At 48.2% G+C, this 12506-nt stretch carries 12 protein-coding genes and 1 tRNA gene; 7 read left to right on the top strand and 6 right to left on the bottom strand.

What is annotated here, in order from left to right; all coding sequences use genetic code 11:
• Positions 1 to 230: 230 nt before the first annotated feature.
• The 3 genes from pckA to GOB58_RS12215 form a co-directional block, all read right to left on the bottom strand.
• Positions 231 to 1859 (bottom strand): phosphoenolpyruvate carboxykinase (ATP), encoded by a 1629-nt coding sequence (pckA, locus tag GOB58_RS12225; protein ID WP_173560372.1) that lies wholly within the window; start codon positions 1857 to 1859, stop codon positions 231 to 233.
• A gap of 249 nt (positions 1860 to 2108) precedes the next feature.
• A complete protein-coding gene (locus GOB58_RS12220; RefSeq protein WP_086554655.1) occupies positions 2109 to 2900 on the bottom strand; it encodes an RlmE family RNA methyltransferase in 792 nt (263 codons plus the stop codon).
• The gene (locus GOB58_RS12215) at positions 2897 to 4024 is read right to left on the bottom strand and encodes a Ppx/GppA phosphatase family protein (protein WP_173560371.1); all 1128 of its coding nucleotides are present in this window, start codon (positions 4022 to 4024) and stop codon (positions 2897 to 2899) included. Before GOB58_RS12215 ends, GOB58_RS12220 begins: the two co-directional genes overlap by 4 nt.
• Before the next feature lie 153 nt (positions 4025 to 4177).
• Here GOB58_RS12215 and GOB58_RS12210 point away from each other — a divergent pair.
• Positions 4178 to 4251, top strand: a tRNA-Gln gene (locus tag GOB58_RS12210).
• Positions 4252 to 4348: 97 nt separating this feature from the next.
• The gene (locus tag GOB58_RS12205; protein WP_173560370.1) at positions 4349 to 5512 is read left to right on the top strand and encodes an autotransporter strand-loop-strand O-heptosyltransferase; all 1164 of its coding nucleotides are present in this window, start codon (positions 4349 to 4351) and stop codon (positions 5510 to 5512) included.
• A 60-nt stretch (positions 5513 to 5572) separates the two neighbouring features.
• Here the strand turns inward: GOB58_RS12205 and GOB58_RS12200 are convergent, their stop codons facing one another.
• Positions 5573 to 6529 (bottom strand): alpha/beta hydrolase, encoded by a 957-nt coding sequence (locus GOB58_RS12200; protein ID WP_198911792.1) that lies wholly within the window; start codon positions 6527 to 6529, stop codon positions 5573 to 5575.
• A gap of 165 nt (positions 6530 to 6694) precedes the next feature.
• Positions 6695 to 7528, bottom strand: coding sequence for a glycosyltransferase family 25 protein (locus GOB58_RS12195; RefSeq protein ID WP_173560369.1), 834 nt, complete (start codon positions 7526 to 7528; stop codon positions 6695 to 6697).
• Between the two features lie 501 nt (positions 7529 to 8029).
• On the opposite strand from GOB58_RS12195, the gene GOB58_RS12190 reads away from it, so the two are divergent.
• On the top strand, positions 8030 to 9421 hold the full coding sequence (locus GOB58_RS12190) for an NAD-dependent succinate-semialdehyde dehydrogenase (RefSeq protein ID WP_086554664.1): 1392 nt from the start codon (positions 8030 to 8032) through the stop codon (positions 9419 to 9421).
• Between the two features lie 95 nt (positions 9422 to 9516).
• On the opposite strand, the gene GOB58_RS12185 is transcribed toward GOB58_RS12190, so the two are convergent.
• The gene (locus tag GOB58_RS12185) at positions 9517 to 10410 is read right to left on the bottom strand and encodes an ROK family protein (RefSeq protein WP_173560368.1); all 894 of its coding nucleotides are present in this window, start codon (positions 10408 to 10410) and stop codon (positions 9517 to 9519) included.
• 115 nt (positions 10411 to 10525) lie between these two features.
• On the opposite strand from GOB58_RS12185, the gene GOB58_RS12180 reads away from it, so the two are divergent.
• From GOB58_RS12180 to GOB58_RS12165, 4 genes are all read left to right on the top strand, one after another.
• Positions 10526 to 10750, top strand: coding sequence for a sulfurtransferase TusA family protein (locus GOB58_RS12180; RefSeq protein ID WP_173560367.1), 225 nt, complete (start codon positions 10526 to 10528; stop codon positions 10748 to 10750).
• Positions 10751 to 10874: 124 nt separating this feature from the next.
• On the top strand, positions 10875 to 11105 hold the full coding sequence (locus GOB58_RS12175; RefSeq protein WP_086554661.1) for an exodeoxyribonuclease VII small subunit: 231 nt from the start codon (positions 10875 to 10877) through the stop codon (positions 11103 to 11105).
• A gap of 73 nt (positions 11106 to 11178) precedes the next feature.
• Positions 11179 to 12045, top strand: coding sequence for a polyprenyl synthetase family protein (locus GOB58_RS12170; protein WP_369822930.1), 867 nt, complete (start codon positions 11179 to 11181; stop codon positions 12043 to 12045).
• A gap of 2 nt (positions 12046 to 12047) precedes the next feature.
• A partial coding sequence (locus GOB58_RS12165; protein ID WP_277876818.1) for a 1-deoxy-D-xylulose-5-phosphate synthase N-terminal domain-containing protein occupies positions 12048 to 12506 on the top strand: 459 nt, incomplete at its 3' end.

Here is a 12506-nt window from a genome sequence, read left to right as displayed (position 1 = left end):
AGAAAAAACCCCGGAAGCCTCAGCCTCCAGAGCCCCATCCGCTCTCGATGACCCCCTTCTACAGACACAAAACCGTAACGTCAATCATAAAAATTAAAAAAATCATGAAAAAAAATTATAGATATAAATCTAAGAAAGTCGGTTCATATTAAGCCCTGTTTCTAAACTGCCAGCAGAGCAGAAACAGCATCGTCTCAGGGGAAGTCACTCTCCCCTCCCCTGAGGAAAAATCAACCTTTTATACCATCACGCAGAAATGCCAGGCTGCCGTTCTCAATGAAAGAGCCAGAATTAGAGACAAACAGCTCTGCAAGTTTTTTTGCCTGCACGGCATAAGCCGCCTGATCTGGCCATGCATGTGACGGGTTGAGAAGATTAGCCGGAACACCCTTAACTTCTTTAGGGATGTACAAACCAAAGAACTCCTCACGCTCAAATTCAGCACTATCAAGTTCGCCACTCAGAACAGCAGAGAGAATGGCACGCGTATGCGCAAGTGACATACGCTTACCTTCACCATAAGCGCCGCCAACCCATCCAGTATTAACCAGCCAGCAAGAAACATTACCTTTCGAGAGGCGGCTGCGCAGGAGCTCGCCATATACAGCAGGTGGACGCGGCAAAAATGGCGCACCAAAACAGGCTGAGAATGTTGCCTGTGGCTCGTTACCAAGACCTTTTTCTGTTCCGGCAATACGTGCTGTATAACCAGAAAGGAAATGATACATCGCCTGCTCTGGCGTCAGCTTTGCAACCGGTGGCAAAACACCAAATGCATCTGCTGTCAGCATCAGTACATTATCGGGCTGTCCGCCAACGCCGCTTTTAACCGCACCGGGAATAAAATCAGCCGGATAACAGGCGCGAGTGTTTTCCGTCAGTGACGCGTCATCCAGATCAAGCTTACCTCCCGGTCTGGTCACGACATTTTCGAGCACAACACCAAACTGATGAGAGGCATTCCAGATATCCGGCTCAGCTTCTTTGTTCAGACGGATAACCTTGGCATAGCAGCCGCCCTCAAAGTTAAAGACACCTTCGTCAGACCAGCCGTGCTCATCATCACCAATAAGAGGACGGTTACGATCGGATGAAAGAGTTGTTTTGCCTGTGCCTGAAAGACCAAAGAAAAAGGCGCTTTTGTTGTCTTTATCAATATTAGCAGAGCAGTGCATAGGCAGCACGCCCTTAACCGGCAGCAACCAGTTCATAACTGTGAAAATAGATTTCTTAATTTCACCGCCATACTGAGTGCCGGCAATGATAATAAGTTTCTGCTCAAAAGACAGTGCGACTGCTGTAACAGAACGCAGAGACAGTTCTTCAGGGTCCAGCTCAAGATCCGGTGCATGAAGTATGACATAGTCGGGCGTAAAAGCCTCAAGGTCTTCTGCAGCAGGTCGGATAAAAATATTACGCGCAAAGAGAGCATGCCAAGCATTGGTTGTGACCAGCCGGATTTTAATACGATGCCCGGCATCGGCACCTGCATAGAGGTCCTGTGTGAAAAGCGGCTGCCCTGCGAGATACCCTGTGACGGTATCTTTCAGACGACGGAAATTTTCCGGAGCCATTTTCTGATTTGTTGCTGTCCACCACACCTGATCTCTCACCTGCGGTTCATCAACAACAAATTTATCTTTTGCAGAACGACCTGTATGCACACCGGTATGCACAACCAGAGCACCATTTTCTGACAGAGTACCTTCGTGACGCCTCAGAGCGAGAGTGACGAGCTCAGGAGCTGCAAGGTTAGGATATACCGCGGCCCGGGGGTTCACGCCGGTCTGAGACAAGACCCCGGCGCGCTTCTGATCGCTTACACACTCAAGATCACCAGAGGTTAACTGCTCTTGCATAAGTTTTTATCTTTCCTTTTTATAGTACTTATATCCGCAATTACACGTAAACCTGCCCAGGATTTTACCAGAGAAGCATGGAGACCTGGAAATCCGGCGTCTCCCGCGACAGATCCGGCGAGAGCAGAACATAAAAAAACAGGATGAACAACACTCAGAACGCAGCAGGGAATGATATAAAAATTCCACCACCCCTCGCTGCTATTTATATTTTGAATGTTTTATTATATTCTCCTCCGCCGGCAATCATCAGCTCCGGGGTGGCAGCCTTTCTGGCCGGAAGCCTGTCGCAATAACATACAACTCGCAGGAATCTTTCCGGCTTGCCGGCGGTTTTGCGTGTCTTACCTGCGTAAAAGCCTGCTTAAGAGTTGTCAGAAGAGACTGTTCAGCTCCGCCCTGGAACACTTTTGCAACGAAACCGCCGCCCTCTGCGAGAATATCAAATGAAAAATCCAGAGCCTCTTCTGCCAGGCCAATAATACGAATGTGATCGGTTGCGGTATGTCCTGTCGTATTAGGAGCCATGTCTGACAATACAAGGTCGGCTTTACCATCCAGTAGCTCAATTAAGCGGTCAGCCATTGCCGGGTCTGTGAAATCACCTTCTATAATTTCTGCACCAGGCACAGGTTCAACCGGCAAAAGGTCAACCCCGGCAACGCACGCAGCTCCTCTTTTTAGAGCAACCTGCGTCCAGCCTCCGGGCGCTGCACCAAGATCTACTACGCGCATACCAGGCTTAATCAGCTGAAAGCGGTCATCAAGCTCAATCAGCTTAAACGCTGCACGTGAACGCCAGCCCTGCTTATGAGCCGCCTGAACATACGGGTCATTCAGCTGACGGGTAAGCCAGCGCTGCTGACCGGTTGTGCGCCCCCGCGTTCTGCGCAGCGACACAGTCTTGGTGCGCAGGCTACGCAGTGCATCCGTCTCGCCACCACTCACCCCGGCACGAACCGTCGCATTCACCTTTTTACGACGACCCGGCACACGTGGCGTCTTATCACCCCCGCCTGACTGCCCTTTACCGTTTTTCATACCAGCCCTGCTCTGGCAGAGTAATCTAGCGCCTTCATTTCGTTTTCCGCCCCGCTCTGAAATTTCCCTCGCCCGACTTTTGCGGCGCGAATCATACGTAACATCATACCTTCTCTTAACCCACGATCAGCAACCGTTACATTCGCAACAGGCCACACGTCATGAATTGCTTCGAAGATAGCACATCCTGGTAAAATAACAGAAGCCCGCTCTGCACCAATGCACGGGTGAGATTTTATGCGCTCAGGCCCCAGCTGCCGCAATGTGCCTGCAGCTCGCCTCACAGCCTCAGAGGGAAGCTGAATACCATCAACTGCGTGACGTACATAACGCGGCAGATTAAGGACCAGGCTGGCCAGAGTTGTTACCGCACCGCCGGCACTGATCAGACAAACCTGCTCACGGCGAATTTCTGATGTAATACGATGAACAGATTCAAACTCATGTAATGCCTTTTTGACATGCGCGATCATCATTTCATAACATGAGGTTATATCACCATCGCGCTCACAGAACTGCTCAGCCAGCGTTATCACCCCCACAGGAAGGCTGATATAACCAATCAGCTCGTGGGAACGCGTCTGTGAATCAATACGAACCCATGCAACCTCGGTAGAGCCTCCGCCAATATCAAACAATAGCGCCCGGGTCTGCGCTGAACGAAAAGGCATTTGATGAAACAGGCTTGCACACCCCTCAACGGCAAGTCGTGCTTCCTCTCGCCCCGAGATGACAGAAACGGAAAAACCTGTCTCCGCCTTAATGCGCTCAATAAATGCAGGTCCGTTTTCCGCTCTGCGACAGGCTTCTGTCGCAACAGCGTGTAAGGCTTTTAAATTCCATTTCTCAGTACGTTTTGCACATATTTTAAGTGCGTCAATCGTTCTCGCCATAGCCTGCTCCGTAAGGCGACCTGTCAGATGCAGCCCCTCTCCCAGCCTGACCATACGATTATAGCTGTCCATGATACGGAAGCCCCCTGCCACCTGAGGGGCTGCCACCATAAGACGACAATTGTTCGTACCCAGATCAAGTGCTGCAAAAAACCGCCCACCAGACCGATACGAGAAAGATACCAAAGGGGGTTTATTACGGTATGCCCCCCAGGGAGCGGAGTAAGCCATCTGCCAGATCCTTAAGAAGCAGAAAACAGAAAATGATAAAAAATGCTTTTTTCTGCTTTTCCCCTATTGCGCTTTCCTTCCGATCAGGTTAAACGCTTCTCAGCAAGCAGGAAAGAGCTTTTTTAATAAAGCTTCCTTCTTTCTGTTTTATGCTGGGAGATAGTTTAGCGGTAGAACTACCGGCTCTGACCCGGTCAGCCCTGGTTCGAATCCAGGTCTCCCAGCCAAAAAATTACCAAAAAAACATATTTATAGACAAAAAAACTTTTTCTGATACTTCTTTCGGCGTCTTTGACGCATCTGAAAAAGTTTTCAGGAAAAAAAATGGATACGACCCCCGCTTCCTTTACACAGGAAGGTCCTTACGGAATAAAATTTGATTTTAATGTCGGCGCCAGGATCCTCCTGCCTGAAGGCCACAAATGGGATGTAGAAATTATCGATTTTGAGACCAGAAGCGTTATTTATCAGGTCGCTCTGGATGGTGGCGTTATTCACAGTAAAAAGAAATATTTTTTAAAATTTTATATAAAAATATGGAAAGATAAAAAACTGGTTTTCGAGCACGTTCTCGACCTGCGAAAAAAACCCGTTCAGATACAAATGGAAAATGGCGGGCTGGGAGATCATATTGCATGGATTTCTCACGTGGAGGCTTTCAGGCAAAAACATCAGTGTCAGCTGTTCTGTGTGGTGCGCAAAGATCTGCAGGAGCTTTTTCAGGCAACCTACCCCGACATTATTTTTATTACAGACAGGCAGCAGGACAACATAAATTACTACGCAACTTATGTTGTCCTCGTATTTTATAATGACAGTGAGCTTGATCACTCCCGGGTTGATTATCGGGAAGCTGGTCTCGTTGTTTCCGCAGCATATATTCTTGGTCTGCCGCCAGTTGAGCGGCCAACACGACTGGCTCTGACACACAAGAGCCCGCCTCCTGATCAGCCTTATGTCTGCATCGCCACACAGGGCTCCAGCCACTGCAAATTCTGGAACAATCCTTACGGCTGGAAAAGCGTCATTCATTTTCTGAAACAACAGAATTATCGTGTCATCTGCATTGATAAAGATGACATCAGCCATCATGGACGCGCTGTACATACTATCCCACACGGTGCAGAAGATATGACAGGCCCCCTGCCCCTGAGGCAGCGCGCAGAACTTTTACAAAACGCCGCTTTTTTTATCGGCCTTTCCAGCGGGCTTTCGTGGCTTGCATGGGCATCTGGCATACCGGTCGTTATGATCAGTGGCTTTACAGCTGAAAAAAATGAATTTTATACGCCCTGGCGCATTATCAATCATAATGTCTGTAACAGCTGCTCAAACGATATCCGATGCCGGCTCGATGTTACAGATTACTTCTGGTGTCCTCGCTTTAAAGACACACCAAAAGAGTTTGAATGCTCAAAAGGCATTACACCAGACCATGTCATTTCCGCCATCGGCTCCCTCATAGAGCAGCAAAAGACGCAGGTTTAACACCGTGGTGGCGTCAGCACCTGAGCATTATACTTACTCCTCAGGTGCTGAGACTGGCAGTTAGCTGAAATACCTCGTGACATACTCTTTATAGCTCTGAAGTAAAAAAGAGGTCGCCTGTTTCGCGATCTCTGTCTTAGGGAAAAAATAATCAAACGCATGAAAAGCGCCTTCAAACTCCCTGAATGCTACAGGGATATTGTGCTCCCGAAGCCGCTCGACATAACTGACAGTTTCATCTCTGAATGCTTCAATGCTACCAACAAACGTAATCGTGGGCGGCAGCCTGCTGTAATCATCAGCACGTGATGGCGCAGCATAAGGCGAAGTGGGAGAAGCCGCTCCTTTAAGATACAACTCCCAGCCCAGCCGGTTATTTATTGCATCCCATACAGGTGCATTACTATCGAGGCAGGAGGAGGTGTTTTGCCTGTCATCTATCATTGGGTACAGAGGGATCTGAAAAGCAATTTTGACGTCATTTGTATCAGTTACCTTCAGAACAACAGAGGCGGTTAAACCTCCTCCGGCACTATCCCCTGCAACAATAAACTGTTCATCAACGGCACCCAGCGCGGCGGCATTCTCTTTCATCCATAATAACGTATTATAACAATCATCAAATGCAGCAGGAAAAGGCGCCTCGACAGACTTACGGTAATCGGGAGCCACGATAATGCAGGGGTGCGCCGCAATAAATGCACTGAAGGATGCGGCAAACATTTCCGGGATATTGGTCATGTACCCGCCACCATGAAGGTACAACATTGCAGGCAAAGGACCAGAAACATGCTCTGGCTTATAAATGCGTATACGCAGCGGTGAGGCAGAACCTGGTATTTTAATATAACGCTGCTCACATACCAGTCCGTCGGTATTTTTGCCGGCCATAAATTTACGGGCCATATTCAGGGCAAAGCGTGCAAACCACTGATGATGATACAAATGCGCGATGAGCCTGCCGGCATAATATCCCTTACGTAAGTCAGGGGAGATCATATCTTTACTAACACGCATCTTTTTATACACCCATATTTCATGACAGATTGCCATCAGGCCGAATTAACGTGCCGACCCCACCCGTAATTCGTGCGCTGACCACTCTCTGAAGTCGCAGATTATAAGCCTGGCAAATGCACGTCAGTCTGTCATGTTAAAAACAGTATGTATAATATGCCGTTATCAGCATGCGGCGTGCTGATAACGCGGCATGCTTGAATCACCCCAGTCATTCTTCGGAGATGAAATTGGCGGGAGGCATATTCTGGCTTCCAGCTTTGATAGCGCCAGTGTCATCGCGATATCGATACCCAAGTTATTCCAGGCAACATAATGAAAATCACGTTCCCAGAAACTATTTGCGTTCCTTAATAAATATGTGTCCTTTGTCAGCGGGAAAACTGCTTCTCGGAGCTTTCGGGCTCCCTGCGGGGTCAGAACATAACAACACGCCCCGGCAAAGGCATTCAGACGAGGAAAACAAAACTGTTCGTCGGTTAAATTCCGGTCTGATACATCATCAGAGAAAATAAGGCTGGTTTTTGGAATACCTCCTCCGAAATCAATCTCGACAGGCCAGTCGGTATTAACGCCAAGAACCAGCAGATCAAAATTTTTCAGAGTGTTTATATGTTTGTCCCTCAGATCGAAAAAATTATGATTAAGGACCAGGTCATCTTCCATGATCGTCACATTTTCATCGAGCTCTATGCACTTATTCCACAAATGCAAATGAGATAAAGCGATAGAAAGAGGTATGGGGGCATATTCACACCCCTCATTAAGAACACCCGCATAATAACTGCTGTTTTGTTCTATTTTAGAGGGTGTAACAGCTTCAAAAACTTCAATAGGGTTTTGATCATTTCTGTTTGAAGAAATGAATGTCTCAAGTCTTTTTCTGTTTTCCTTAACATTAATAACAAAATTTTTCATATTTATCTCTGCTCTGTCGGCGTATGTCTTGTAATTCTTAACATCTTTTTTGATCTCAAATAATTTTTTGTTTTTTATCAAGATGATATTTTTTAATAAATAAAATTTATTTAATAATTTGATCTTATTATACCAGCATATGCTTTTTGTGGCGGTATAAATTTTCTCCGCTGTACAGCGACACTGCTTATCTGACGCATATGTTATTTTTAGCAGCTAAACGGCTCTGCCCCGCAAGCGAAGAAAAACTATGACGCGATTTCAGAACCTTACAGACAGAAAACAACATAATCTGCCATGCTTTCCTTATCGCTGCATAATAACTGAAAATGCACAACTTTCGCAAAAAAAACTTTCTATTTTTCGTAAAATGATTACAATGGCGGTCCGGCAGTAACAAAACGGTGCAAAAATCAGACAGTTTTTATCATAAACGGAAAGATACATGCTCCTCCTCTGATGGAGCAATCTGTTTGATGTCTGTCAACTGCTTCATCATTCTTCAAAAGAGTGGTGAACTCTTGCCCGCTGCACCTTCGCTTCCTATCTTTAATGCTGCTCTAACATGGATTTATGGTGATCATGGCTTACGCAACGACCAATCCTTATACTGGCGAAACACTCAAAACATTTCCTGAAGCCAGCGACCAGGATGTACAGAATGCACTGCACGACGCACACGAAGCTTTTAAAAGCTGGCGTCATGTATCTTTTTCTGAGCGTGCAAAAATCATGACTAAAGCGGCAGAAATTCTGCGGCGCGACATCGATAAATACGCAAAGCTTCTGACCCTTGAAATGGGCAAGCTTTACGAAGAAGCTAAGCTGGAAACGATCCTTTCAGCTGAAATTTTTGAGTATTACGCCAAAAATGCAGAAAGCCTGCTCAAGTCTGAAAAGCTGCCTGTAGCAGACCCTAAAGAGGGTAATGCTATTCTGGTGCATCAGCCTCAGGGTATTGTTTTTGCGATTGAACCCTGGAACTTCCCTTACTATCAGATCGCACGTATCATTGCGCCTCAGCTTTCAGCCGGTAACACCGTTCTGCTGAAACATGCCTCCAATGTTCCTCAGTCAGCTGCTATTTTTGATGACCTGATGATCGAGGCCGGCCTGCCAAAAGGTGCTTTCCGCAACCTGTATGCAGCACGTCACCACACAGAGACCATCCTTAATGACCCACGCGTTTGCGGTGTTGCTCTGACAGGTTCAGAACAGGCTGGCTCAATCGTCGCTGCGGTTGCTGGTAAAGCGCTCAAAAAATCGACTATGGAACTGGGCGGCGCAGACGCATTCGTTGTTCTTGAAGATGCTGATGTCGAAAAAGCTGCAAAATGGGCCGCTTTTGGTCGTCACTGGAATGCCGGTCAGGTTTGCGTTTCTTCTAAACGTCTGATCGTTGTTGACGCTGTTTACGACCGTTTTGTTGAGATCTACAAAGCTGAAGTTGCAAAGTTCAAAGCTGGCGACCCGATGGACCCGTCAACCACTCTTGCACCACTTTCTTCTCAGAAAGCTGCTGACGACCTGAAAGCTCAGGTTGAAAAAGCTAAAACACATGGTGCTGTTGTTGAAGTTATCGGGGCTCCCGTGCCTGAAAAAGGTGCCTTCTTCCAGCCTCTGCTTATGACCAACCTGCACGAAAACAATGAAGCCCGTCACTGGGAGTTTTTTGGCCCGGTTACACAGCTTTATCGTGCAAAAGATCAGGATGATGCCGTTCGCATTGCTAACGACACACCTTATGGTCTGGGCGGTTCAGTCTTTACAAAAGACACAGCACGCGGTGTTGAAGTGGCTAAACAGATCCACACAGGCATGGTCTATATTAACCACCCAACCATGGTAAAAGCTGATCTGCCATTTGGTGGTGTTGCTAACTCTGGTTATGGCCGTGAGCTGATTGGTCTGGGCATTAAAGAGTTTGTTAACCACAAGCTGATTGATGTTGTTGATATTGATGCGCCGTTCTGATTTTACCGAACGGTAATGGCTGAATAAAAAAGCCTGCCTGAATTAATTTTCAGGCAGGCTTTTTTTAGCTCATATTAAAGAAAGACTCAAAGGCATCAGCCCCATAGCCACGCAGCACCCCTGACACCAGAGCTGTCACCATGCTTGTTTTTGACAATTTCAGTTTTACACTCAGGCGTAACAACATAACGACGCATCATATCAGGCACACGACTGTAAATACTGCTGAGATTAGAAACACCGCCTCCCAGAACAATCACATCGGGGTCCAGCAGGTTAACCAGCAGGGCAAAGGCACGTCCCAGCCGCTCAATATAAATATCAAGCGCCTTAACCGCCGTCTGATCACCTGCCTGAGCGGCTTCCTCAATACCATGTGTTGAGCGGTTACCCGGCCCTTTCCACAACTCAGCCAGAGCAGAACCGCACAGGAAGCGCTCAATGCAGCCCTCATTACCGCAGAAGCATTTAGGCAGAGGAAATTCCTCCTGCCTGACCCAGGGAAGAGGAATATGCCCCCACTCTCCGGCAACATGATGCGGGCCTGTCAGAGGTTCGTTATTAACAACAATGCCACCACCAACGCCCGAACCAAGTATCGTGCCAAATACAACCTTATGGCCGGCAGCCGCTCCATCAATCGCCTCTGAAAGAGCAAAGCAGTTGGCATCATTTTCCACCCGCACAGCCGTACCTAATATACGCTCGAGGTCATCACCAAATGGTTTGCCATTCAGCCACACAGCATTGGCATTTTTAACGCAGCGTGACTGCGCATCGATCGAGCCCGGAATACCAATACCCACCGTTGCGACAGGGGCAGTCTCAGCCAGCGTCTGCTCAACCATTTCTGCTATTTTGTGCAGAAGAGCGTCGTAAGTTCCCGGATTGGCTTCTCTCCGACGAATAACAATCTCTCCGGTCGGATCAAGAGCCGCAATTTCTATCTTGGTACCACCAAGATCGATTCCGAGACGATAATCTGACATCTGACAACCTTAAACAGAAATATTGCACAAAAGTTAGGGACCAACAGGTGGCATAAGATAACGTGTGAAACTATGCCATCACATACTTTGACCTATTCAGACAAGGCTCATTACCATGAAAGAGTATTTTCTTGATGTTAGCGGACTAAGTTGTCCCATGCCTGTTCTGAAGGCAAACCGCGCTTTACGGACAATGACCCACGGAGATCAGCTGCGTATTATTGCAACAGATCCAAAAAGCATTGCTGATTTTGAAGTGTTTTGTCGTGAGACCGGACACACTCTGATTTCCTTTTCTGAAGAGGATAACTCTTTCTCTTTTCTCATTCAGCATCGCTAAAAAATATTTCCTGCCCTCGTCACAACAACTTTATCCACCCCGTATTGAACGATAACACTTGGCAGGACCCTGCCTTTGAGAGTAATCCCTCCTTCTTAAAGGATAGAAAAAGGGCCTGGACACAATGCCGGATGATATTACGTCTTTATCTTTTGAAGCTGCGTTGTCTGAGCTTGAAAAAATTGTCAGCAGCCTTGAAAACGGCCAGATGAAACTGGAAGAGGCCATAACATCCTACGAACGTGGGGCAGCATTACGTCAGCATTGTGAAAAAAAGCTGCATGAAGCTGAAACCCGCGTTCAGGCTATCACCCAGAAAGCCGACGGCTCTCTGGATATGAAACCTGTGAACTGAGATACAGATGACTGAACCGACCATCCCCGCCGGGGCTCCCCGCTTTTCTGACGCTGCGGCTCTGCGCGCAAGCATGTCTGCTCATGCCGGGCTGGTAGAAAGCACTATTGATGCACTTCTGCCACTGACATCTGGCAAAGAAAACAAGCTCATTGAAGCGATGCGCTATGCCACTCTGGGCGGCGGAAAACGCCTGCGTGGTTATCTGGCGGTGGAGGTTGCCAGTCTGTTTGGCGTACCTTCCGCACAGTCTGCCCGTGTTGGTGCTTCAGTAGAAATGCTGCATGCCTATTCGCTCGTGCATGATGATCTTCCCGCTATGGATGATGATGATCTGCGCCGTGGTCAGCCTTCTACGCACCGTAAGTTTGATGAAGCCACAGCGATCCTGGCCGGAGATGCGCTTCAGACAAAATCTTTTGAAATTCTGGCCGAAGCAGACACTCATGCTGATGCCTCAGTCCGTATTGCTCTGATTCTTGCCTTTGCTGATGCCTCGGGTGCAGCCGGTATGGTCGGCGGGCAGATGATTGATATGGAAGGTGAAGGCCAGTCTTTTCCGCTGGATGACGTACGTCGTCTGCATGCTCTTAAAACCGGATGCCTTATCCGCTATTCAGCTGAGGCTGGTGCCATTCTCGGACAGGCCACACCCGACGAGCAGGCCCGTCTGCGCTCTTATGGCACACATATTGGCGCTGCATTTCAGATTGCTGATGATGTGCTTGACGCGACAGCAACCGCAGAAGAGCTTGGTAAAACAGCCGGGAAAGACGAAGCCTCAGGTAAATCTACCTTTGTCTCTCTTCTGGGTATTAAAGGAGCTCAGGCTGAAGCTGAAAGACTGGTTGAACTGGCCGTCAGTGAGCTCGCTCCTTTCGGAGAAAAAGCCAGCAATCTTAAAGCACTGGCTTATTACGTCATTCAGCGCAGGAACTAATCATGTCAAACGAACCCACCACTGTGCCTACGCACGGCCGTTTTCCTGTTCTGGACCGCGTGACATACCCGCAGGATCTGCGTAATTTTTCGGTTGACCAGTTAAGCCAGCTTGCTGATGAGCTGCGTGCTGAAACGATTGATGCGGTCTCCTCCACCGGGGGGCATCTTGGTGCCTCTCTTGGCGTTGTTGAGCTCACCGTTGCCCTGCACGCTGTATTTGATACGCCTGAGAGCAAGGTCATCTGGGATGTGGGCCACCAGGCCTACCCTCATAAAATTCTGACCGGCCGGCGCGAGCGCATTCGCACCCTGCGTCAGCCTGGCGGACTTTCAGGCTTTACCAAACGTTCAGAGAGCGAATACGACCCCTTTGGTGCGGCTCACTCCTCCACATCCATTTCTGCGGGTCTGGGCATGGCTGTGGCCCACCATCTGCGCGCTGAGGAAGACCCCTCCTAC

The organism is Acetobacter thailandicus (assembly GCF_011516655.1).
In the GTDB taxonomy this organism is placed as follows: Bacteria; Pseudomonadota; Alphaproteobacteria; order Acetobacterales; family Acetobacteraceae; genus Acetobacter; species Acetobacter thailandicus.
Note: the sequence above shows the minus strand (reverse complement) of the source record. Positions and strands in the feature narration are given on the sequence as shown.